The sequence below is a fragment of the Streptomyces sp. NPDC002888 genome, assembly GCF_042888465.1.
Taxonomy (GTDB): Bacteria; Actinomycetota; Actinomycetes; order Streptomycetales; family Streptomycetaceae; genus Streptomyces.
The window spans coordinates 376215-398399 of record NZ_JBIAPU010000004.1 but is presented as its reverse complement, the minus strand read 5'-3'; the positions used below and the strand labels follow the sequence as shown (position 1 = coordinate 398399).

Below are 22185 nucleotides of genomic sequence, written 5' to 3'. Positions count from 1 at the left end.
CTTCACTGGTCCGCCGATGGCGCCCGGCTTGTGCGCAACCCCACGTTCGCCGCTTGCGCCACCGCCAACCAGTGCCGTCCCCGTCACTAGGACCGGCAGTACCCAGGCTCATCTCTCGCCGCGCGGCGAGAATGCACCCATGGCTTCCTCCCGCTCCCCTTTCGCCGCGCTCCTGCGCGCCTGGCGCGACCGCCTCTCCCCGACCGACGCCGGCTTCACCGTGACGGACGGCCGTCGTGCCCCGGGACTGCGCCGCGAGGAGCTGGCTCAACTGGCCGGGCTGTCCGTCGACTACGTCCTGCGCCTGGAACAGTCACGCGCGAAGAACCCCTCCGCCCAGGTCGTCGGCGCCCTCGCCAGGGCCCTTCAGCTCTCCCGCGCCGAGCGCGACCAGTTGTACCGAAGCGCCGGGCTCCTGCCGCCACAGGACGGGACGGTCGGCACCCATGTGCCGCCGGGCATCCAACGGCTCGCCGCGCGCCTCGGCGACGTTCCGATCGGCGTGTTCGCGGCCGACTGGACCCTGGTGTGGTGGAACACCATGTGGAGCGCCCTGCACGGCGACCCCGCCGTCGTCCCGGCCGCCGAACGGAACCTCGCCCGTGCGCTCTTCGGCAACGGTGCCGCACACGCCTCGATGCTCCCCGTCCAATCCGAGCGTGGACCGGACGCCCTCGTGGCGTCGATCGTCGCCGATCTCAAGGACGCCGTGTCCCGCTATCCAGAGGACGCCCAGCTCGATCGTCTCGTGCAGGAACTGCGAGAGGTCTCCGACGCCTTCGCTCATCTCTGGGCCACGCGGACGGCCGCCGCCCAGCACACGACGGACGGCAAGACGATCCGGCATCCGGAGATCGGCGACATCCTGCTCGACTGCGACGTCCTCATCGTCCCCGGCGCCGACCTGCGCATGGTCACGTACACGGCAGCGGCCGGAAGCAGCGAAGCGGGGAAACTCGACCTTCTTCGCGTCACAGGTGGCCACACCGCCACATAGCTCCCCTGACCGGGCGCTGCTGGCTCGGTTTCGCCAAGCCGATAGCCCTGGGCGTCTGGGCGTCTGGGCGTCTGGGCGTCTGGGCGTCTGGGCGTCTGGGCATCTGGGCATCTGGGCATCTGGGCATCTGGGCATCTGGGCATTTGGGCGTCTGGGGACCACCATCTTCGGTCCGAAAATACTCATGGTGTCTGCACGGTGCACATAGGCTCAGGGAGCGCGGTCGACCGGGGGCGCGTGGGGCCTGTGCCCGAGGAGTTCGACGGAGGGAGCATCCCGCGTGACGGATACTCACGAGGAAGAAGTGCTGGCCCGGATCGCCAAGGGGCTCGTCTACACCGAGTCGGAAGCGGCCTTTCAGGCCCCTCGGCGCCGCACAGAGCAGATCTTCGAGTACAACCACACACCACCGGGCGAAACCGAGAAGCGTCGATCGCTGCTTGTCGCGATCTTCGGCTCGGTCGGTGCACGCACGGTGCTGCTGCCGCCGTTCCACGCCGGGTTCGGCAGCAACGTCCACATCGGCGACGACTTCTTCGGGAACGTGAACCTGACGTTCGTCGACGACGTGGACATCCGCATAGGCAACGATGTCATGATCGCTCCCAGCGTGACACTGACCACAACGGGGCACCCGGTGCATCCCTCCCGGCGCGCCGACTTCGGGCGGTTCTCCGAACCGATCGTGATCGAGGACAAGGTGTGGATCGGCAGCAACGTGGTGGTCCTGCCCGGCGTCCGTATCGGATACGGGTCGGTCATCGGCGCCGGCAGCGTCGTCAGCCGCAGCATTCCCCCGATGACCGTCGCGCTCGGAACACCTTGCCGGGTGGTCCGCTCCATCACGGACGAGGACCTCACCACGCGTGATGCCGGACATCAGGGGCGGCTCGATCCCACGGCGTAGGACGTGGGCCCTACGCCCGACGGCTGAAGCGTGCCCTTCCTTGGACCGCTGTTGGCTTAATCAGTTGAGGTAACGCGGGTGGAGTGTCCGACGATAGGGGCCAGGGGCAACCAACCGCCCCACCGTCGACTCCGAGAGACGCAGCGTGCTGATACGACTTCTGAGGACCTACCTCAGGCCCTACCGAAAACCCATCGCCCTGCTGGTGCTGCTGCAGTTCCTGCAGACCTGCGCCACGCTCTACCTGCCCACGCTGAACGCGGACATCATCGACAGCGGCGTCGTCAACGGTGACACCGGCTACATCCTCGGCTACGGGGCCCTGATGATCGGCATCTCGCTGGTACAGGTGGTGTGCAACATCGGCGCCGTGTACTACGGCGCGCGGACCGCGTCGGCGCTGGGCCGGGACATGCGGGCGGCCGTCTTCGACCGGGTGCAGTCGTTCTCCGCGCGCGAAGTCGGCCAGTTCGGCGCGCCCTCGCTGATCACCCGGACGACGAACGACGTCCAGCAGGTGCAGACGCTGGCGCTGATGACGTTCACCCTGATGGTGTCGGCGCCGATCATGTGTGTGGGCGGGATCGTGCTGGCGCTCGGCCTGGACGTGCCGCTTTCCGCCATCCTGGTCGCGGTCGTACCGGTGCTCGGCATCAGCGTGACGCTGATCATCCGGCGGCTGCGTCCGCTGTTCCGGTCCATGCAGGTGCGGCTGGACACGGTGAACCGGGTGCTGCGCGAGCAGATCACCGGCAACCGCGTCATCCGCGCCTTCGTCCGCGACGAGTACGAGGAGCAGCGCTTCCGCAAGGCCAACGCGGACCTGACCGACGTGGCCATGGGCAGCGGCAAACTGCTCGCGCTGATGTTCCCGATCGTCATGACCGTGGTGAACCTGTCGTCCATCGCGGTGGTCTGGTTCGGCGCGCACCGCATCGACAACGGCGGGATGCAGATCGGTGACCTGACGGCGTTCCTCGCCTACCTCATGCAGATCGTCATGTCCGTGATGATGGCCACCTTCATGTTCATGATGGTGCCGCGCGCGGAGGTGTGCGCCGAGCGCATCCACGAGGTCCTCGACACCTCCTCCAGCGTGGTGCCGCCGACCAGTCCCGTGACGGAGCTGCGCCGCCACGGTCACCTGGAGATCCAGGGCGCGGGCTTCCGCTACCCGGGCGCCGAGGAGCCGGTGCTGAAGGCCATCGAGCTGGTGGCGCGGCCCGGCGAGACGACCGCCGTGATCGGCTCCACCGGCAGCGGCAAGTCCACCCTGCTGGGGCTGGTCCCGCGGCTGTTCGACGCGACCGACGGCGAGGTGCTCGTCGACGGCGTGAACGTCTCCGAGGTCGACCCGAAGCTGCTGGCCAGGACGGTCGGACTGGTGCCGCAGCGGCCGTACCTGTTCGCGGGCACCGTGGCGACCAACCTGCGCTACGGCAATCCGGACGCGACGGACGAGGAACTGTGGCACGCGCTGGAGGTGGCGCAGGGCAGGGACTTCGTCGAGCGGCTGGAAGGCGGGCTGAACGCGCCGATCGCCCAGGGCGGGACCAACGTCTCCGGCGGTCAGCGCCAGCGCCTCGCCATCGCCCGCACCCTCGTACAGCGCCCGGAGATCTACCTCTTCGACGACTCCTTCTCCGCGCTCGACTACGCCACCGACGCGGCCCTCAGGGCGGCGCTGGGCCGGGAGACCGCCGAGGCCACCGTCGTGATCGTCGCCCAGCGCGTGGCGACCATCCGGGACGCCGACCGGATCGTCGTCCTCGACGAGGGCCGGGTCGTCGGCACGGGCACGCACCGGGAGCTGATGGCCGACAACGAGACCTACCGGGAGATCGTGCTCTCCCAGCTGACGGAAGCGGAGGCTGCCTGATGGCCGGGCCGATGGGGCGGATGATGGCCGGGGGCGGCCCGGACACCCGCTCGCTGGACTTCAAGGTGTCGGGCAGGCGGCTCGTCGCCCAGTTCAAGCCAGAACGGCTCACCATCTACGCGCTGCTGCTGTGCGTGGTGGTCAGCGTGGGCCTGAGCGTCATAGGACCGAAGATCCTCGGCAACGCCACCGACCTCGTCTTCTCCGGCATCATCGGGCGGGAGATGCCGGCCGGGGCGACCAAGGAGCAGGTCCTCGACTCCATGCGGGAGCGCGGAGACGGCGGTGTCGCCGACATGCTCCAGAGCACGGACTTCACCCCGGGCAAGGGCATCGACTTCAGTGCCGTCGGCAACGTCCTGCTGTTCGCGCTCGGCGTGTTCGCGGTGGCCGGACTGCTGATGGCGGTGGCGACCCGGCTGGTGAACCGGGCCGTCAACCGCACGATGTACCGGATGCGCGAGGACGTGCAGACGAAGATGTCGCGGCTTCCGCTGTCGTACTTCGACAAGCGGCAGCGCGGCGAGGTGCTCTCCCGCGCGACCAACGACATCGACAACATCGGGCAGACCCTCCAGCAGTCGATGGGCCAGCTCATCAACTCGCTGCTCACCATCATCGGTGTGCTGGCGATGATGTTCTGGGTGTCATGGATCCTCGCCCTGGTCGCGCTCGTCACCGTGCCGCTGTCGGCGGTCGTCGCCACGCGCGTGGGCAAGCGGTCGCAGCCGCACTTCGTGCAGCAGTGGCGCTCCACGGGCAAGCTCAACGCCCACATCGAGGAGATGTACAGCGGGCACACGCTGGTGAAGGTGTTCGGGCGCCAGGACGAGTCGGCGAAGCAGTTCGCCGAGCAGAACGACGCGCTGTACGAGGCCGGGTTCAAGGCGCAGTTCAACAGCGGGGTCATGCAGCCGCTGATGATGTTCGTGTCGAACCTCAACTACGTGCTGGTGGCGGTCGTCGGCGGTCTGCGGGTGGCGTCCGGTTCGCTGTCGATCGGTGACGTACAGGCGTTCATCCAGTACTCGCGGCAGTTCTCGATGCCGCTGACGCAGGTCGCGTCGATGGCGAACCTCGTGCAGTCGGGCGTGGCGTCGGCCGAGCGGATCTTCGAACTCCTGGACGCGGAGGAGCAGAAGGCGGACCCGGTGCCGGGTACCCGTCCGGAGGAGCTGCACGGGCGGGTCGCACTGGAGCACGTGTCGTTCCGCTACGACCCCGAGAAGCCGCTCATCGAGGATCTCTCGCTGACGGTGGAGCCCGGGCACACGGTGGCCATCGTGGGACCGACCGGTGCCGGCAAGACGACCCTCGTGAACCTGCTCATGCGGTTCTACGACGTCACCGGCGGGCGCATCACCCTCGACGGCGTCGACATCGCGCGGATGTCCCGGGACGAACTGCGCGCCGGGATCGGCATGGTGCTCCAGGACACCTGGCTGTTCGGCGGCACGATCGCCGAGAACATCGCGTACGGGGCGTCGCGGGACGTCACCCGGGGCGAGATCGAGGAGGCCGCGCGGGCGGCCCACGCCGACCGGTTCGTGCGTACGCTGCCCGACGGGTACGACACCGTGATCGACGACGAGGGCACCGGGGTCAGCGCGGGTGAGAAGCAGCTGATCACCATCGCGCGGGCGTTCCTGTCGGATCCGGTGATCCTGGTGCTGGACGAGGCGACCAGTTCCGTGGACACACGGACGGAGGTGCTGATTCAGAAGGCGATGGCGAAGTTGGCGCACGGGCGGACGTCGTTCGTCATCGCGCACCGGCTGTCGACGATCCGGGATGCGGACACGATTCTCGTGATGGAGAACGGGGCGATCGTGGAGCAGGGCACGCATACGGAGCTGTTGGCGGCGGACGGGGCGTACGCGCGGCTGTACAAGGCGCAGTTCGCGCAGGCCGTGGCTGAGGTCGACTGAGTCGGTTGCCCGAGGTTGGGGCTGGGGGCGGGTGGGTGTGCTTGCCCGCGCCGGCGGGGTGCCGCCTGCGCCCACCCGTGCCGCCCCCAGCGGCACGACTGCCCGCAGGCTGGGTCAGTCGAGGTAGCCCCTCAGCTGGTCTGCGAAGGCGTGGTCCCTGAGTTTGTTCAGGGTCTTGGACTCGATCTGCCTGATGCGTTCGCGCGTGACGCCGAAGATGCGGCCGATCTCCTCCAGGGTGCGGGGGCGGCCGTCGGCGAGGCCGTAGCGGAGTTGGACGACCTTGCGCTCGCGCTCGCCCAGGGTGGAGAGGACCGCCTCCAAGTGCTCTCGGAGCAGCAGGAACGCGGCCGACTCCACCGGGCTCGCCGCGTCGCCGTCCTCGATGAGGTCGCCGAGGGCGACGTCGTCCTCCTCGCCCACCGGGGCGTGCAGGGAGACCGGTTCCTGGGCGAGGCGCAGGACCTCGCTGACGCGCTCGGGCGGGAGGTCGAGGTGGGCGGCGACCTCTTCCGGCGTGGGTTCGTAGCCGCGTTCCTGCAGCATGCGGCGCTGGACGCGGATGACGCGGTTGATCAGCTCGACGACGTGGACCGGGACGCGGATGGTGCGGGCCTGGTCGGCCAGGGCACGGGACATGGCCTGGCGGATCCACCAGGTGGCGTACGTGGAGAACTTGTAGCCGCGGGCGTAGTCGAACTTCTCGACGGCCCGGATGAGGCCGAGGTTGCCCTCCTGGACGAGGTCGAGCATGGTCAGGCCACGGCCGACGTACCGCTTGGCCACCGACACGACGAGGCGCAGGTTCGCCTCGATCAGGCGGCGCTTGGCGACGCGACCCATGACGACCAGCCGGTCGAGGTCCAGGGCGAGGCGGGTGTCCAGGTCGGGCGTGCGCAGCAGCTTCTCCTCGGCGAACAGGCCGGCCTCGACACGGCGGGAGAGTTCGACCTCCTCGGCCGCGGTGAGCAGCGGGATGCGGCCGATCTCCCGCAGGTACTGGCGGAACAGGTCGGAGGACGGACCGCCGGTCTCGGGACGGGCGGGCCGCGCCTCCACGGGCTCGGGGGCCTCCAGCGCCTCGACGGACACCTCCACGGGCTCCAGCGCCTCGACGGGCGGTTCGGCGGGCTCGGCCGGGACCTGCGCCTCCGGGACGGCCTCCGCGGCCGTCTCCGGGCCGGGCTCCGGCTCGGCTTCCGTCTTCGTCTCCGTTTCCGTTTCCGTTTCCGTTTCCGGGTGGTGCACGAGACGGCTCTGCGGGGGCACCGCGAGGAGGACGTCGGTCTCGGCGTCCGGATCCGTGCCGTCCGTACTGATGTCGGTCTGTGTGAGGGTCTGGGTCTGCACGGGGGCGACCTCCAGGATGATCGCTGCGAGGGGGTAGCGGCAGCGGCACTTCGGGGGCGGAGTCGGCGGGCGGGGACTCAGGCACCGGAACCCAGTGTGGAGTACGACACATCGCCGCCACGAGGGGCGTGCGGTGACTTTTTGCGTCCGCACCGTGACCACATGGTGATTCGAGCGGGAAACCCAGGTGCCCGTCCTGCCCCTGATCTGGCACGATCCCCCGGTGTCCGGATCCTTGTACGAAACCCACGTGACCGTCCGCTGCGCCGGCCCCGACGCGTCGGAGCGGCTGGGCCGTTGGGCGGACGGGGCCGGTCTCAAGCTGACGCACATCGTGCTGGCCCGGGGCCGGATGCGGGAACAGCCGATGCTCACGCTGCCCGGTTCGCCGTCCTACGCCGAGGAGTTCGCGCAGGCCACAGCGGTGGCGGCGCGGCTGCGGGCGGACGGCTTCGAGCCGGTGCGGGTGAAGATCGAGTCGGCGCCGTGGGCTCCGGAGGTCCCGCGCCGGCCGTGCGCGGACGAACGGTACTTCGAACACCACGTGAAGCTGCTGCTCGCCACCGGCACGGATCTGGCCACCCTGGCGGCGCGGGTCGTACCGCACGGCGCCCATCTGTCGTGGAACGCGCGGCGGGTACGCGAAGGCGGACGGCACGAGCGGTTCGTCACGCAGCGCTGCCGCGGGGTGGACGCCGAGGGCGCGATACAGGCTCTGGAGCGGTTGCTGGCGGAGCTGGACGGGTTCGACGTGGTGGGCGTGGAGCGGGAGTTCGTGCTCTACGACAGCGACGTGTCGGTGGACGACGGATGGCTCGACGAGGAGACGGTGGGGGTAGGCGAATGAGCGGCCCGTGGGAGAAATTCAGCTGGGGGAACAGGCAGATTCCCCGGCAGCCGTTGGACGACGAGACGCGCAGAGCGGAGGACCTGCCGAAGACGCTGCAGTGGGTGCCGGGGAACGACCTGGTGCAGCGCCCCGTCTTCGACCCCGCCCTGAAGCACCATCGGAACGCCTACCGGGCGACCGACCCCGCCTTCGCCGACCCGACCCGCGGTGACGCCTGGCGGGCGGCCCGGCGCCGGGCCCTGGACCTGGTGCTGGCCGCGATCGCGGAGTCGGAGTGGGTGGAGTCGCTGGTGCTGCGGGGCAGTGTGCTGATGTCGGCGTGGTTCGGTGAGGCCGCCCGCGAGCCCGGTGACCTGGACTTCGTCGTCGTACCGCGTGCCTGGAACATCGACGACGCGCGGACGGGTCGCATGCTGGCGGGGATCGCCGCGGCGGCGCAGGCGCTGGGCGACACGCGCGGGGAGGGGATCCGGATCTCGGCGGAGGGCGCGGTGGTCGAGGACATCTGGACCTACGACCGGGTGCCGGGGCGGCGCATGGTCCTGCCGTGGGACGCGCCGGGGCTGCCCGGCGGCCATGTCCAGCTCGACTTCGTCTTCAACGAGCCGCTTCCGGCGGAGCCGGAGCCGGTGGAGGTGGCGGGCGGCGCGATACTGCGGGGGGCGACGCCCGAGCTGTCCCTGGTGTGGAAGCTGATGTGGCTCCTCACCGACGTGCACGGGCAGGGCAAGGACCTGTACGACGCCGTGCTCCTGGCTGAGCGGCACCCGCTCCCCTACGAACTTCTGCACGAGGTGTTCCGGATCTCCGGCGAGTGGCCGTACCCGTACCGCCAGGAGGTCCTTCTGGAGGACGTGGTGGAGGCGGTCCGTGAGGTCGAGTGGGACCACTTCGTCACCGAGTACCCGCAGTTCGCGGACGACGAGCGGGAGTTCGCGCAGCGGCTGGTGCGGGCGGTGACGCCGACGTTCGAGGGGACCTCAGAGGGCGGCGGCGCCGTGCTCCCGTAGAGCCTGGTCGTACTGCTGCAACACCCACAGCTCGTTCTGTACGGCGGCCAGCTGGGCGGGGTCGCCGCCGGCGCCGAGGCGGGTCAGCTGGGACTGGACGTCACGGATGCGCCGCTCGACGGCGCGGCGGCGGACGGTGACCAGTTGGGCACCGGCGTACACCTCGTCCACCGTCTTGCGCATGATCGCCTCGACCGCCAGCTCCGTCACCATCGCGCGGACGGCGTCGTCGGGGGCTGCCTCACGGACGCGGACGAGGTAGTCCTGCGGGTCCTGTGTGCCGTACTCCGCGCCGCCCGCGTCCAGGATCGCCTGGCGTACGGCGGCGTAGGGGGCCGCGGTGAACTCGTCGACGCCGTACGCGTCGACGGCCGGGGAGACCAGCTCGGGGCGCTGGAGGGCGAGTTTGAGAAGCTCGCGCTCCGTGGCGTAGACGGGGTTGCGGAGGGTGAGGGCGGGGCCGGACGTGGCGGGGCGGGGGGCGGCGTCGTACTGCTGGGGGCCCGTGCGGGTCGGCGCCGGGCCCTTGCCGCCCCGATCCCGTGCCCAACGGGCCAGCTGCGACACCCGCTTGACGACGAACTGGGTGTCGAGGATGCCGAGCATGCCCGCGAGCTGCACGGCGACCTCGTGCTGGGCGCCGCTGTTCTTGATGCGGGCGACGATCGGGGCGGCCTCGTCGAGGGCGGCGGCCCGGCCGGCCGGGGTGTCGAGGTCGTAGCGGACGACCATCTGGCGCAGCGCGAACTCGAAGAGGGGCGTGCGCGGTTCGACGAGGTCCGCCACCGCCTCGTCGCCCTTCACCAGGCGCAGGTCGCAGGGGTCCATGCCGTCGGGGGCGATGGCGATGTAGGTCTCGGCGGCGAACTTCTGGTCGTCCTCGAAGGCGCGCAGGGCCGCCTTCTGGCCGGCCGCGTCGCCGTCGAAGGTGAAGATGACGCGGGCCGAGCCGTTGTCCATGAGGAGACGGCGGAGGATCTTGATGTGTTCGCTGCCGAAGGCGGTGCCGCAGGTCGCGATCGCCGTGGTCACACCGGCGAGATGGCAGGCCATGACGTCCGTGTAGCCCTCGACGACGACCGCGCGGCTGGACTTGGCGATCTCCTTCTTCGCGAGGTCGATGCCGTACAACACCTGCGACTTCTTGTAGATCGCCGTGTCGGGGGTGTTGAGGTACTTGGGCCCGTTGTCCGCCTCGTACAGCTTCCGTGCGCCAAAGCCGACGACATCGCCGGCGATGTCGCGGATGGGCCACATCAGGCGGCCCCGGAACCGGTCGATGGGCCCCCGGCGCCCCTCCTGCGAGAGGCCGGACAGCAACAGCTCCTTGTCGGAGAAGCCCTTGCCGCGCAGGTAGCGGGTGAGGTGGTCCCAGCCCTGGGGGCTGTAGCCGACGCCGAAGTGGACGGCGGCCGCCTGGTCGAAGCCGCGCTCGGCGAGGAAGACCCGGCCCGTGTCGGCCTCGGGGCTGCCCGCGAGCTGTTCCGCGTACCAGTCCGCGGCGATCTTGTGGGCCTCGACCAGGCGGATGCGTTCGCCGCGCTGGTGGGAGGGGTTGTAGCCGCCCTCCTCGTACCGCAGGGTGATGCCGGCCTGGGCGGCGAGGCGCTCGACGACCTCCGAGAAGGAGAGGTGGTCGACCTTCATCACGAACGTGATGGTGTCGCCGCCCTCCTGGCAGCCGAAGCAGTGGAAGAGCCCCTTGCTCGGGCTGACCTGGAACGACGGCGACTTCTCGTCGTGGAACGGGCACAGCCCCTTGAGGTTGCCGCCGCCCGCGTTGCGTAGCTGGAGGTACTCGGACACGACGGCGTCGATCGGAACCGCGTCCCGAACCGCCTTCACATCCTCATCATTGATCCGTCCAGCCACGCGTGAATTCTACGGGGGCGCACCGACATCTCCGGCGAGCTGCAGCGCCCGTTCAGGGGCGCGGGGAACCGCGCGACGAGCCACACACCACCCGCACCCGCGAGACGGCAGAACCCGGCAGACGCCTAGGCGACCAAGCTCTCCAGCCGCACATGAGGATCCGCCAACGCCTCCGTGTCCACCGCCACCCCCGCCCGGATCAACCCCTGAATCGACTCTGTGACGTCCCACACGTTGACGTTCATCCCGGCCAGCACCCGCCCCTCACTCACCCAGAACGCGATGAACTCCCGCTTCCCCGCGTCCCCCCGAATCACCACCTGGTCGTACGTCCCCGGCGGCGCCCACCCGCTGTACTCCATCCCCAGGTCGTACTGGTCGGAGAAGAAGTAGGGCACCCGGTCGTACGTCACGTCCTTGCCCAGCATCGCCCGGGCCGCCGCCGGTCCGCCGTTCAGCGCGTTGGCCCAGTGCTCGACGCGAAGGCGCGTGTCGAACAGCCCGTGCGGGAAGGAGGCGACGTCCCCGGCCGCGAAGATGTCGGGGTCGGACGTGCGCAACCGCGTGTCCACCGCGACACCGCCGCCGTCCGTCCGGTCGGCGATCTCCAGCCCCGCCGCCTCGGCCAGACCGACACGGGGGGCCGCTCCGATCGCCGCGAGGACGTCGTGCGCCGGGTGTTCCTCCCCGTCGTCCGTGCGGGCCGCGAGGACCATGCCGTCCTGGCCGACGATCTCCGTGAGCCGGGCGCCGAAGTGGAAGCGGACGCCGTGCTCGCGGTGCAGCTCGGCGAAGAGGTTGCCGAGTTCCGGGCCGAGGACCTTGTACAGCGGGGTCGGGTTGTGCTCGACGACGGTCACCTCCGCGCCGTACTCGCGGGCGGCCGCCGCGACCTCCAGGCCGATCCAGCCGCCACCCGCGATCACGAGGTGGCCGTTGTCACGGCCGAGGGAGGTCAGGACGCCCTTGAGTCGCTCGGCGTGCGCGAGGCGGCGCAGGTGGTGGACGCCCGCGAGGTCCGTGCCCGGGACGTCCAGGCGGCGCGGCTCGGCGCCGGTGGCGAGGAGCAGCTTGTCGTAGTGGACGAGGGTGCCGTCGTCGCCGAAGCGGACCGTCTTGGCGCCGCGGTCGATGGCGTCGACGGTCTGGCCGAGGTGCAGTTCGATGTCGTTGCGCGCGTACCAGGCGGGCTCGTGCACGAAGACGCTGTCGCGGGCCTCCTTGCCGAGCAGATATCCCTTGGACAGGGGCGGTCGCTCGTAGGGGTGGTCCCGTTCGTCGCAGATCAGTATCACGCGGCCGGTGAAGCCCTCCGTCCGGAGCGTTTCGGCCGCCTTGGCTCCGGCCAGGCCTCCTCCGACGATGACGAATGTCTGATCCGCGTCGACCACTTGATGCCTCCTCGTAAGCGTGCCGCCACATGCGAGCGTCCCGCACGCAGCGTGATGGGGGAAGAGGGAGTGGCCCGATCAGGCCACGGAGGGTCACCTTCGCACCCGTTTCTTGTCACATGCGCCCCATGAGACTCATGCATTCCCCGTCAGGCGGGCGTGAAGCGAGCGGGCGGAGGTGTCGGTGAGCGAGGCGATCTGGTCGACGATCACGCGCTTGCGTGCGCGGTCGTCGGGCGCCGCCTCGAACAGGGCACGGAACTGGGGGTCCAGACCGTCGGGGGCGCGGGCGGTGAGTACCTCGGCGAGTTCGGTGACGACGATCCGCTGGTCGGCGCGGAGCCGGGTCTGTTCGGCGCGCTGCATGACGTACCGGTCGGCGACCGCCTTGAGGACCGCGCACTCCAGACGGGTCTCGTGGGGGACGACGAGCTCGGCGCCGTACCGGGTGAGGCGGCCGCCGCCGTACGCCGCTCGGGTGGCGGCCTCGGCGGCGAGGCAGAAGCGGCCGATGAGCTGGCTGGTGGCGTCCTTGAGGCGGGCCTGGGCGACGGCGGAGCCGTCGTAGCCGTGCGGCCACCACTCCTCATCCTGGAGGCGGTCGAGGGCGGCGGCGAGTTCGGCGGGGTCCGTGTCGGCCGGGACATAGCGGCCGACGGCGACCGCGAAGACCTCCTGGCGTTCCGGCCCGGCGTGCAGGCAGTCGGGGTCGATGTGGCCGGCGTGCAGGCCGTCCTCCACGTCGTGCACCGAGTAGGCCACGTCGTCGGACCAGTCCATGACCTGGGCCTCGAAGCAGGTGCGGGTGCCTGGGGCATCCTTGCGGACCCAGTCGAAGACGGGTCTGTCGTCCTCGTAGACGCCGAATTTCGGTGAGGCCGGATCGGTGGGGTGGGCGCCTCGGGGCCAGGGGTACTTGGTGGCGGCGTCCAGGGCGGCCCGGGTGAGGTTGAGGCCCACGGAGCCCTCGTCGGTGAAGCGTTTGGGCTCGATGCGGGTCAGGAGTCTCAGGGACTGGGCGTTGCCCTCGAAGCCGCCGCAGTCGGCCGCGAACTCGTTCAGCGCCTGTTCGCCGTTGTGGCCGAAGGGTGGGTGGCCCAGGTCGTGGGAGAGGCAGGCGGCTTCCACGAGGTCGGGGTCGCAGCCCAGGGCCGCACCCAGCTCTCGGCCCACCTGGGCGCATTCGAGGGAGTGGGTGAGGCGGGTGCGGGGAGTGGCGTCCCAGGCCTGGCTCCGCTCCCCCGGCGTGACGACCTGGGTCTTTCCCGCGAGTCTTCTCAGCGCCGAGGAGTGCAGGATGCGGGCGCGGTCTCGTTGGAAGGCGGTGCGGCCGGGGCGCTTGTCGGGTTCGGGGGCCCAACGGTCGACTGACGTCGGGTCGTAGACGGGGTTGAGCTCGGTGCCTTCCATGTCTAGACAGTACGGGCGGGCAGTGACAATTGGGTGCCTACGCGTCTGCCGGGGCAGTCATTTCGGGCGGGTGCGGGTGCGTCGTGGCTTGTCGCGCCCGCGCGGCGGAGCCGCATATCGACACAGCCCCGCGCCCCTGAAAATTCCCTCCGCTTTCAGGCTGACGCCAGTTCCGGAGTCGTGCGGGCCGGCGTTGCCAGTGCCTGGTCGTAGCGGTGCAGGAGCAGGTGGGCCATCGCCGGGTGCGTGCCCAGGGGGGCCGAGGCGATCCAGGGAGCCTGCTCTGCGCACTCCGTCGCGAAGCGGCCCGGGGCCGTGAAGTACGAAGCGATCGCCACCCGGTCCCGGCCCCTCGCCGCCAGGGCGCGGATCGCTGTTGGGACCGTGGGCGTGGCTGTCGAGGCATACGCGGGAACCACCGGCACCCCCAGCCGTTCGGCCAGGAGGTGGGCCGTACGGGCGGTGTCCACCGACGAGTCCGGGTCGCGGGAGCCCGCTGCCGCGAGGACGACCGCGCTCGAGCGGCGTTCGGCGGCGGTCATGTGGGGGTGCCAGCCGGCCTCGACGAGGCGGGCGTGCAGGGTGTCCACGAGGAGGGGGTGCGGGCCCAGGGGGGACGCCAGGCGGGTGCGGACGCGGGCCGCCGCCGCCATCTCGGGGATGTCGCGCTTCACGTGGTAGCCGCGGCTCAGCAACAAGGGGACGAGGACGGCGTCCGGCGTGCCGTGGGCGTCGAGCTCGGCGAGGGTGTCCGTCAGCAAGGGCGCGTTGAGCTCGATGTGGCCGAGGTGCACGGACAGGCCGGGGCGCAGCTCGCGGACCCGGGCGAGGAGCGTGCGGACGGTGCTCAGGGCGCGCGGGTCGCGGCTGCCGTGCGCCACCACGACGAGGGCGGGCGGGGCGGGTCGGCGCCTGCCGTCGAGGGAGACGAGGTGGGGCCGGCCGGCGAGCCGCCTGCTGATCCGGTTCATGAGGTGCGCCGTACTGTCCGTCATGCACCGATGGTGGGGGCAGGACGTTGCCTTCCCGTTGCATGAGGATGACGGGTGTTTTCCGGGGGTTCACCGCGGCGTGGTGGGGGTGTGTGAGCTCCCGTGACCTGCGTATTCACCCGCTTGAGTGAAGCTGGTCACACGGAGTGCGGCGAACCGGAGGGCCCCGCGGCACGTCCCTGAGGGCGTGAGCAGACCGGGGAGGGGCAGTCCGATGGGTCACCTGAGACTGGGCAGACCGCGCCTGCCGCGCACCCGTGCCGGGCAGCGGAGGCTGGTGCAGGCCGTGATGGCGGTGTGCGTGCTCGCGCTGCTGCCGGCGACGTGGATGTACGTCGTGACGGGCGACCGGCTGCGCACCACGGCCGACGTGCCGCACACCGAGGTCGCCGTCGTCTTCGGTGCGGGTCTGTGGGACGGCGAGCCGTCGCCGTACCTCGCGCACCGGCTGGACGCGGCGGCCACGCTGTACCGGGAGGGCCGGATCGAGGTCGTCCTCGTCACCGGCGACAACAGCCGCGAGGACTATGACGAGCCCGACGCGATGCGTGCCTATCTGACGCGGCACGGCGTCCCCGACGCGCGGATCGTCAGCGACTACGCCGGGTTCGACACCTGGGACTCGTGCGTGCGGGCGAGGAAGATATTCGGCGTGGACAGGGCGGTGCTGATCAGCCAGGGCTTCCACATCCGGCGGGCGGTGGCGCTGTGCCGGGCGGCGGGCGTCGAGTCGTACGGCGTCGGTGTCGACGCCAAGCACGACGTGACCTGGTACTACGGGGGCACCCGGGAGATCTTCGCGGCCGGCAAGGCGGCGCTGGATGCGGTGTTCGAGCCCGACCCCCACTTCCTCGGCCCGAAGGAGCCGGGGGTGACGCGGGCCCTCGCGGCCGGCCGGTGACGCGGGACCCGGGCGCCTCACGTCGGCCGGGGCGCGGTGGGGAGGTCGCTGTGCCGCCCGTGTAACGGGCCACGTCGCGGCGCGTAACACGGGCGAAGCACGCTGGGCGGTATGAAGACCGCCTCGACGCCCACCCACTGCCCGTACTGCGCCCTGCAGTGCGGGATGAACCTGTCGTCCTCGCCACAGGGGGGCGTCGAGGTGCAGGAGCGCGCGGACTTCCCGGTGAACCGGGGCGCGCTGTGCGGCAAGGGGCGTACGGCGCCGGCGGTGCTCTCGTCGAGCGTCCGCCTGACCTCCCCGTTGGTGCGCTCCGCCGGCACGCTCGTGCCCGCCACCTGGGACGAGGCACTCGACCGGATCGTCGAGGGTTTGGGCGCGGCGCGGGACGCGCACGGGCCCGACGCGTGCGGGGTGTTCGGCGGGGGCGGGCTGACGAACGAGAAGGCGTACACGCTCGGGAAGTTCGCCCGGATCGTGCTCGGCACCTCGCAGATCGACTACAACGGCCGCTTCTGCATGTCGTCGGCGGCGGCCGCCGGGACGAAGGCGTTCGGCCTGGACCGGGGGCTGCCCTTCCCGCTGGAGGACATCCCGAGGACGGGGTGCGTGATCCTCGTCGGGTCGAACCTGGCGGAGACCATGCCGCCCTCTCTCAGGTTCTTCAACGAACTGCGGGAGAACGGCGGCACGCTGATCGTCATCGATCCGCGCCGCACGAAGACCGCCGAGCAGGCCGACCTGCACCTGGCGCCCCGGCCCGGCACCGACCTGGCGCTGGCGCTCGGGCTGCTGCACCTCGTCGTCGCCGAGGGGCGGGTCGACGAGGAGTACGTCCAGGAGCGCACGGTCGGCTGGGAGGACGCCCGGGCGGCGGCGATGGCGCACTGGCCGGAGTACGTGGAGCGGATCACGGGGGTGTCCGTTCCTCAACTCCGGGAGACCGTACGGCTGTTCTGCGAGCCGGAGGCGGCCATGGTGCTGACCGCGCGCGGCCCCGAGCAGCAGTCCAAGGGCACCGACACGGTGAGCGCGTGGATCAACCTGTGCCTGGCGACCGGACGGGTGGGCCGCCCGCTGTCCGGGTACGGCTGCCTCACCGGGCAGGGCAACGGGCAGGGCGGGCGCGAACACGGCCAGAAGGCCGACCAGTTGCCCGGCTACCGCAAGCTGACGGACCCGGCGGCGCGGGCGCACGTGGCCGAGGTGTGGGGCGTGGACCCCGACTGCCTGCCGGGACCGGGACGCAGCGCGTACGAGCTGCTCGACGCGCTGGGTACGGACATCCGGGCGCTGCTGCTGATGGGGTCCAACCCGGTGGTGTCGGCGCCGCGCGCCGCCCATGTCGAGGAGCGGATCAAGTCGCTGGACTTCCTCGCGGTGTGCGATGTCGTGCTGTCGGAGACGGCGGCCCTCGCGGACGTCGTCCTGCCCGTCACCCAGTGGGCGGAGGAGAGCGGCACGACGACCAACCTGGAGGGCCGGGTGCTGCTGCGGCGCCGGGCGATCAGCCCGCCGGAGGGGGTCCGCAGCGACCTGGAGGTCATGCACGAGCTGGCCGCCCGCCTCGGCGTGGAGAAGGGCTTCCCGACCGACCCCGAGGAGGTCTTCGAGGAGCTGCGCCGGGCCAGCGCGGGCGGGCTCGCGGACTACTCCGGGATCACCTACCGCAGGCTGGCGGAGGAGAACGGGGTGTTCTGGCCGTGCCCGGCGACCTCGGGAGACCCGCAGGACGCGGCGCCCGCCGTACTCCCCGACGCCCCGGCACCCGACGACGACACCCCGGGCGTCCACCCCGGGACGCCCCGCCTCTTCCACGACCGGTTCGCCACGGAGGACGGCCGGGCCCGGTTCGTCCCCGTCACCCACCGTGCCGCCGCCGAGGAACCGGACGACGAGTACCCGGTGCTGCTGACCACGGGACGCGTCGTCGCCCAGTACCAGTCCGGTGCCCAGACCCGTCGCGTCGACGAGCTGAACGCCGCCGCGCCCGGCCCGTTCGTGGAGCTGCACCCACGGCTGGCGGCGCGGCTCGGAGCGGCCGAGGGCGACCCGGTGGCCGTGGTCTCCCGGCGTGGCCGCGCGGTGGCACCGGCCAGGATCACCACGGGCATCCGCCCGGACACCGTCTTCATGCCCTTCCACTGGGCGGGCGAGGGCCGCGCCAACACGCTGACCAACCCGGCCCTGGACCCGACCTCGCGGATGCCGGAGTTCAAGGTGTGCGCGGTGCGGGTGGAGGCCGTGAAGTCGTAGCCGTTCAGGGGCGGTTGCGGCTCACCTGAGCAGCCAGTCCCCGCCCTCGATCGGTTTCCCCCGCCCCCGCAGCCACCCGGCGACCGCGGGGGCGGCGACATAGACCCAGGCGCGGGCGGCGGTGCCGTCGGCGACGCGTACGACCTCCCGCTCGACGCGCTCGTACAGGTTGCGCGGTGAGCCGGGCACGTACTCCTCCAGCCGGTCGAGCTCGGCGAGCAGTTCCCCGTACGACTCCGGCAGCGCCGTGACGAGATCGCCGCTCACCACTCCCCCGGGCTCCTCCACGGCGTAGGGGTAGCCGGGGCCGTCGTACAGCACCGCGTCCTTCAGGCGTGCCGGTTCCTCGCGTCGGGTGCGGCCGTGCAGGAAGAGGTCGTGGTTGGCCTCGCCGGGGCGGAGGGTGCCGTAGACGAAGAACGGGAGCGTCACAGAAACGATTCTCACCCCACACACACCTCCTCGAACGCGCTATGGACATGACACGTCCGGGGCGCCTTAGATCTTGGTCAAGATCAGCGCCACGCGCAGCCCCCACGCGCCGCCCCCCACGCGCCCCTTGGCGCCTTCTCGAGGAGACCGATGAGCCGAATACGGCCGCACGTCCGAGGGTCCCGTCGTCTCGCCACCGCCGGTGTGGCCGCCACCACCGCCACCCTACTGACCGCCGCGCTCTCCCCCACAGCCGACGCCGCCGACCGGCCGACCCGGGCCGGCGCGATCGAGAACGCCGCCTCCGTCCTGGTGAACTACGCGACGAGCCTGGGTCTGACCTCCGCCCAGGGGACGTCCGTCCGCGACGTCGTCGTGGACGCAAACGGCACCCAGCATGTGCGTTACGACCGCACCTACCGCCAACTGCCGGTCCTGGGCGGCGACTTCATGGTCCACCTGGCCAAGGACGGCACGTACCGCAGTACGAACCGGGCCACCCGCGCCGACATCTCCCTCGCGAGCATCGTCCCCGCGCTCTCCGCCCCGAAGGCCGCCGACATCGCGTCGAACGCACTGCGGGCCGCGAACCTCGGCGAGACCCTGAAAAAGCTGACCGCCAAGCCGGAGCTGGTCGTCGACGCCCTGCACGGCTCGCCGCGGCTCGCCTGGCGCACCAATGTCGCCGCCCAGGACTCGCTCGGCAACCCGGTCGGGCGGACGGTGCTGACGGACGCCCGCACCGGCACGCAGATCGACGCCTGGGACAACATCGAGACCGCGTCCGGCGACGGGAAGTCGCTGTACGGCGGCACGGTGCCGCTGGAGACGGCGCTGTCGGGATCGACGTACCAGCTCAAGGACCCGACGCGCGGCGGCACGTACACCGGGGACGCGCAGAACAAGACGGACCTGTGCTTCCTGGGGAACGTCTGCGTCAGCCGGGCGCCCTCGACGGTGTTCCCGGACACGGACAACCACTGGGGCACGGGCGCGGCCTCCGACCGCTCGACCGTGGCCGTGGACGCGCAGTACGGCACCGACACGACGTGGGACTACTACAAGAAGGTCCACGGACGGAACGGCATCGCCGGTGACGGCAAGGGCTCGTTCAACCGGGTGCACTACGGCAACAAGTACAACAACGCCTTCTGGGACGACACCTGCTTCTGCATGACGTACGGCGACGGTGACGGCACGCAGCTCGGGCCGCTGGTGTCACTGGACGTGGCGGGCCACGAGATGTCGCACGGCGTCACCTCGAAGACCGCGGCGCTGGCGTACTCGGGCGAGTCGGGCGGCCTGAACGAGGCGACGTCCGACATCTTCGGCACGCTCGTCGAGTTCTACGCGAACAACGCGTCGGACAAGGGCGACTACCTGATCGGCGAGAAGATCGTCCGCTCCGGCTTCGGCCGGGACGCCCTGCGCTTCATGGACAAGCCCTCCAAGGACGGCAAGTCGGCGGATTCCTGGAGCAGTTCGGTCAAGGACCTCGACGTCCACTACTCCTCCGGCGTCGCCAACCACTTCGCGTACCTCCTCGCGGAGGGCAGCGGCACGAAGACCATCAACGGCGTGACCTACAACTCGCCGACCTCCAACGGCTCCACGGTCACGGGGATCGGCCGGGACAAGCTCGGCAAGATCTGGTACCGGGCGCTGACGGTCTACATGACGTCCTCGACGAACTACGCGGGCGCCCGTACGGCGACCCTCAACGCGGCGAAGGACCTGTACGGCAGCGGCAGCACCGAGTACAAGGCGGTCGCGGCGGCCTGGAGCGCGGTGAACGTGGGCTGAGCCCACACGGCGACACACCGAGGGCCGGTGCCCCCTCCCGGGGCACCGGCCCTCTCGACGTTCGCGCGGAGGAGCGATGTACGCGCCCTGAGAACAGTGTACGCTGAGTGCGAACGGTGTACGCGACCAGAGAGGGGCGAACGTCATGGCCGCCGCGAAGACGAAACAGAACCCCATCCCGTCCGTGTGGGCCCGCAGCCGGCGCGAGGCCGACCAGCCCGCCCTCAGCCGCGACGCGATCGTCCGGGAGGCGGTCGCGATGCTGGACGCCGAGGGCATCGAGGCGCTGAGCATGCGCAAGCTGGGTGCCCGTCTGAACGCGGGTGCGACCTCGCTCTACCGGCACGTGGCGACCAAGGACGAGCTGATGGAGCTCGCCGTGGACGAGGTCGCCGCCGAGATCCACGTACCGCCCGCCGACAGCCCCGACTGGCGCGCCGCCGTCGCCGAGGCCGCGCACTCCTTCCGCGCGACGGCGCTGCGGCACCCGTGGCTGTCCTCGGTGCTCGGACAGGCGGGCCTGGCCTATCTCGGCCCCAACCTGATGTCGTTCTCCGAGCGGCTGGCCGCCCTGTTCACGGCGGCGGGCTTCCCGGAGCCGAGCCGGGCGATCGACGCCATGCTGTCGTACGTCATCGGCATGAGCACCACGGAGGCCGCCTGGCTCACCACGGTCGCCCGGTCCGGCGAGAGCGAGGCGGACTTCATCGCGCGGCTGCTGCCCGCCGCCCAGGAGGCGGCCGCCGCCCACGACCACCTCGCCGGCACCTACGCCGAGGCCGGCGCCGCGGCCACCGACCCGGTCGCCCTGCGTGACGAGAAGTTCGCGGGCGCCCTGGACATCGTCCTGGACGGGCTGGCCACGCGGCTGCCGCACTGAGGCGGGGGCTGGAGGAACCAACGGCCGAGGGCCGAGGGTCACCGCACGGGTGACCCTCGGCCCTCAGCCGTTCGGTACCGGCGTCAGCTGTCGTAGTACAGGTCGTAGTCCCAACCGGAGAACTGGCAGACGTAGATCGTCCAGCGGCCGTTCGCCTTCCCCCACTCGCCGACCTGCCGGCACTCCGCCTCCGTCCAGTAGTCGTCGTAGAACTTCATCTCGGCGGGCCGGACCGGCGCGGCCGAGGCCGGCGGGGCGGCGGCACCGAGGAGTCCCGCGGCGGCGGCCAGGGCGGCGACGGCACCGGCGGACTTCACGACGAGCGCGCGTACGGACATCTGGATGTCTCCTCTGTTCGACTCTGCACCGACTCGCAGCGCGACCAACTGACTGCGCTGCGTAGTCATTTGAGCACACGGAGTGTCCGTCGAGTCAGGTGGCGCGGAGGGGAGCGAGAGGCCCGGCGGGGGTCGGCGGAGGCGCGGGGCGCACGGTGCGGCCGTGCTCACCACGGCGATTTCCGGACGCGTACGGCGACGGTCTCAGGACGCGTACGGCCGCTTGTCCTTCGCCTCCCGCAAGGCCGATCCCCACCAGACGAGTTGGTCCAGCATCGTCTTCGCGGCCGCGTCCGGGCCCGAGGGGTCCCGCAGGCGGCCCTCGTCGTCGAAGGACGCGCCCGCGTTGTGGAAGGAGACGGTGTCGCGGACCGTGACGGCGTGCAGTTCGGCGAAGACCTGCCGGAGGTGTTCGACCGCGCGCAGACCGCCCGCGAGGCCGCCGTAGGAGACGAGGGCGACGGGCTTGGCCTGCCACTCGGTGAAGTGCCAGTCGATGAGGTTCTTCAGGCCGGCCGGGTAGGAGTGGTTGTACTCGGGGGTCAGCACGACGAACGCGTCGGCCTCCGCGAGCTTCGGGGCGACCGACGCCCGGGCGGCGGCCGCCTCGGGGGACGGGGCGAAGGTGGTGGGCAGGTCGATCTCGGCGACATCCACGACCTGGACGGCGATGTCGCCCCGGTCTCGGACGCGGCCGAGGAGCCAGTCGGCGACCACGGGGCCGAAGCGGCCGTGGCGATTGCTGCCGACGACGACGGTGACGTTCAGGGGCGCGGGAGTGATCTCTGTGTTCATGCGGCACAGCCTGGTACCTCAACCTTGATTGAGGTCAAGCCGTGACCTGCGCAACCCCGGTCACCCATTCACACCCCCGCCGGACCCCGTTCCACCGCACGCCCGACGCACGGCGATGACCTGCTGAAACGGAGGAACGGGCAGTCGCCCTGACACCCGTTCACCACATTTCTGCCGCCCCCTCAGGAAGCGGG

17 protein-coding genes and 1 pseudogene are annotated in these 22185 nt (G+C 70.9%); 10 read left to right on the top strand and 8 right to left on the bottom strand.

Translation table 11 applies throughout. The annotated features are described in order from the left end of the window. Positions 1 to 139: 139 nt before the first annotated feature. From ACFYWX_RS09385 to ACFYWX_RS09370, 4 genes are all read left to right on the top strand, one after another. On the top strand, positions 140 to 997 hold the full coding sequence (locus ACFYWX_RS09385; RefSeq protein WP_389423369.1) for a helix-turn-helix transcriptional regulator: 858 nt from the start codon (positions 140 to 142) through the stop codon (positions 995 to 997). Between the two features lie 280 nt (positions 998 to 1277). Continuing rightward, positions 1278 to 1904, top strand: a complete 627-nt coding sequence (locus ACFYWX_RS09380; RefSeq protein ID WP_389423368.1) for a sugar O-acetyltransferase — start codon at positions 1278 to 1280, stop codon at positions 1902 to 1904. A 145-nt stretch (positions 1905 to 2049) separates the two neighbouring features. Next, a complete protein-coding gene (locus tag ACFYWX_RS09375; protein ID WP_389423367.1) occupies positions 2050 to 3783 on the top strand; it encodes an ABC transporter ATP-binding protein in 1734 nt (577 codons plus the stop codon). Continuing rightward, the gene (locus ACFYWX_RS09370) at positions 3783 to 5711 is read left to right on the top strand and encodes an ABC transporter ATP-binding protein (RefSeq protein WP_389423366.1); all 1929 of its coding nucleotides are present in this window, start codon (positions 3783 to 3785) and stop codon (positions 5709 to 5711) included. Before ACFYWX_RS09375 ends, ACFYWX_RS09370 begins: the two co-directional genes overlap by 1 nt. A gap of 114 nt (positions 5712 to 5825) precedes the next feature. Here ACFYWX_RS09370 and ACFYWX_RS09365 read toward each other — a convergent pair. Continuing rightward, a pseudogene (locus tag ACFYWX_RS09365) lies at positions 5826 to 7173 on the bottom strand (RNA polymerase sigma factor). Between the two features lie 111 nt (positions 7174 to 7284). On the opposite strand from ACFYWX_RS09365, the gene ACFYWX_RS09360 reads away from it, so the two are divergent. Together ACFYWX_RS09360 and ACFYWX_RS09355 are read left to right on the top strand one after the other, a co-directional pair. After that, on the top strand, positions 7285 to 7908 hold the full coding sequence (locus ACFYWX_RS09360; protein WP_389423365.1) for a hypothetical protein: 624 nt from the start codon (positions 7285 to 7287) through the stop codon (positions 7906 to 7908). Continuing rightward, positions 7905 to 8921, top strand: coding sequence for a nucleotidyl transferase AbiEii/AbiGii toxin family protein (locus tag ACFYWX_RS09355; protein ID WP_389423364.1), 1017 nt, complete (start codon positions 7905 to 7907; stop codon positions 8919 to 8921). The genes ACFYWX_RS09360 and ACFYWX_RS09355 overlap by 4 nt, the downstream gene beginning before the upstream one ends. Here ACFYWX_RS09355 and dnaG read toward each other — a convergent pair. The 4 genes from dnaG to ACFYWX_RS09335 form a co-directional block, all read right to left on the bottom strand. Then, the gene (gene dnaG, locus ACFYWX_RS09350; protein ID WP_389423363.1) at positions 8892 to 10793 is read right to left on the bottom strand and encodes a DNA primase; all 1902 of its coding nucleotides are present in this window, start codon (positions 10791 to 10793) and stop codon (positions 8892 to 8894) included. The two genes, ACFYWX_RS09355 and dnaG, sit on opposite strands and share 30 nt — an antisense overlap. Positions 10794 to 10918: 125 nt before the next feature. Continuing rightward, positions 10919 to 12184, bottom strand: coding sequence for an NAD(P)/FAD-dependent oxidoreductase (locus ACFYWX_RS09345; RefSeq protein WP_389423362.1), 1266 nt, complete (start codon positions 12182 to 12184; stop codon positions 10919 to 10921). A 135-nt stretch (positions 12185 to 12319) separates the two neighbouring features. After that, positions 12320 to 13594, bottom strand: a complete 1275-nt coding sequence (locus ACFYWX_RS09340; RefSeq protein WP_389423361.1) for a deoxyguanosinetriphosphate triphosphohydrolase — start codon at positions 13592 to 13594, stop codon at positions 12320 to 12322. A 155-nt stretch (positions 13595 to 13749) separates the two neighbouring features. Further along, the gene (locus tag ACFYWX_RS09335; RefSeq protein ID WP_389423360.1) at positions 13750 to 14589 is read right to left on the bottom strand and encodes a sirohydrochlorin chelatase; all 840 of its coding nucleotides are present in this window, start codon (positions 14587 to 14589) and stop codon (positions 13750 to 13752) included. Positions 14590 to 14800: 211 nt separating this feature from the next. On the opposite strand from ACFYWX_RS09335, the gene ACFYWX_RS09330 reads away from it, so the two are divergent. Further along, on the top strand, positions 14801 to 15487 hold the full coding sequence (locus ACFYWX_RS09330; RefSeq protein ID WP_389423359.1) for a vancomycin high temperature exclusion protein: 687 nt from the start codon (positions 14801 to 14803) through the stop codon (positions 15485 to 15487). A 111-nt stretch (positions 15488 to 15598) separates the two neighbouring features. Continuing rightward, a complete protein-coding gene (locus ACFYWX_RS09325) occupies positions 15599 to 17743 on the top strand; it encodes a molybdopterin oxidoreductase family protein (protein ID WP_389423358.1) in 2145 nt (714 codons plus the stop codon). A 21-nt stretch (positions 17744 to 17764) separates the two neighbouring features. On the opposite strand, the gene ACFYWX_RS09320 is transcribed toward ACFYWX_RS09325, so the two are convergent. Beyond that, positions 17765 to 18175 carry a gamma-glutamylcyclotransferase family protein gene (locus ACFYWX_RS09320; protein ID WP_389423420.1) on the bottom strand — a complete coding sequence of 137 codons (411 nt, stop codon included), beginning with the start codon at positions 18173 to 18175 and terminating at the stop codon, positions 17765 to 17767. A 150-nt stretch (positions 18176 to 18325) separates the two neighbouring features. Between ACFYWX_RS09320 and ACFYWX_RS09315 the strand changes: the two genes are divergently transcribed. Beyond that, positions 18326 to 19978 carry a M4 family metallopeptidase gene (locus tag ACFYWX_RS09315; protein WP_389423357.1) on the top strand — a complete coding sequence of 551 codons (1653 nt, stop codon included), beginning with the start codon at positions 18326 to 18328 and terminating at the stop codon, positions 19976 to 19978. A gap of 145 nt (positions 19979 to 20123) precedes the next feature. Continuing rightward, on the top strand, positions 20124 to 20858 hold the full coding sequence (locus ACFYWX_RS09310) for a TetR/AcrR family transcriptional regulator C-terminal domain-containing protein (RefSeq protein WP_389423356.1): 735 nt from the start codon (positions 20124 to 20126) through the stop codon (positions 20856 to 20858). Between the two features lie 83 nt (positions 20859 to 20941). On the opposite strand, the gene ACFYWX_RS09305 is transcribed toward ACFYWX_RS09310, so the two are convergent. Both ACFYWX_RS09305 and ACFYWX_RS09300 read right to left on the bottom strand, forming a co-directional pair. Next, positions 20942 to 21196, bottom strand: a complete 255-nt coding sequence (locus ACFYWX_RS09305) for a hypothetical protein (RefSeq protein WP_389423355.1) — start codon at positions 21194 to 21196, stop codon at positions 20942 to 20944. 204 nt (positions 21197 to 21400) lie between these two features. After that, positions 21401 to 21991, bottom strand: coding sequence for an NADPH-dependent FMN reductase (locus ACFYWX_RS09300; protein WP_389423354.1), 591 nt, complete (start codon positions 21989 to 21991; stop codon positions 21401 to 21403). Between the last annotated feature and the right edge of the window lie 194 nt (positions 21992 to 22185).

What these genes read in the sequence shown, in the direction of transcription:
- ACFYWX_RS09305 (WP_389423355.1), bottom strand. Translation starts at nt 21,196, where the DNA reads ATGTCCGTACGCGCGCTCGTCGTGAAGTCCGCCGGTGCCGTCGCCGCC.
- ACFYWX_RS09310 (WP_389423356.1), top strand. Translation starts at nt 20,124, where the DNA reads ATGGCCGCCGCGAAGACGAAACAGAACCCCATCCCGTCCGTGTGGGCC.
- ACFYWX_RS09340 (WP_389423361.1), bottom strand. Translation starts at nt 13,594, where the DNA reads ATGGAAGGCACCGAGCTCAACCCCGTCTACGACCCGACGTCAGTCGAC.
- ACFYWX_RS09330 (WP_389423359.1), top strand. Translation starts at nt 14,801, where the DNA reads ATGGGTCACCTGAGACTGGGCAGACCGCGCCTGCCGCGCACCCGTGCC.
- ACFYWX_RS09355 (WP_389423364.1), top strand. Translation starts at nt 7,905, where the DNA reads ATGAGCGGCCCGTGGGAGAAATTCAGCTGGGGGAACAGGCAGATTCCC.
- ACFYWX_RS09300 (WP_389423354.1), bottom strand. Translation starts at nt 21,991, where the DNA reads ATGAACACAGAGATCACTCCCGCGCCCCTGAACGTCACCGTCGTCGTC.
- ACFYWX_RS09315 (WP_389423357.1), top strand. Translation starts at nt 18,326, where the DNA reads ATGAGCCGAATACGGCCGCACGTCCGAGGGTCCCGTCGTCTCGCCACC.
- ACFYWX_RS09335 (WP_389423360.1), bottom strand. Translation starts at nt 14,589, where the DNA reads ATGACGGACAGTACGGCGCACCTCATGAACCGGATCAGCAGGCGGCTC.
- ACFYWX_RS09325 (WP_389423358.1), top strand. Translation starts at nt 15,599, where the DNA reads ATGAAGACCGCCTCGACGCCCACCCACTGCCCGTACTGCGCCCTGCAG.
- ACFYWX_RS09385 (WP_389423369.1), top strand. Translation starts at nt 140, where the DNA reads ATGGCTTCCTCCCGCTCCCCTTTCGCCGCGCTCCTGCGCGCCTGGCGC.
- ACFYWX_RS09370 (WP_389423366.1), top strand. Translation starts at nt 3,783, where the DNA reads ATGGCCGGGCCGATGGGGCGGATGATGGCCGGGGGCGGCCCGGACACC.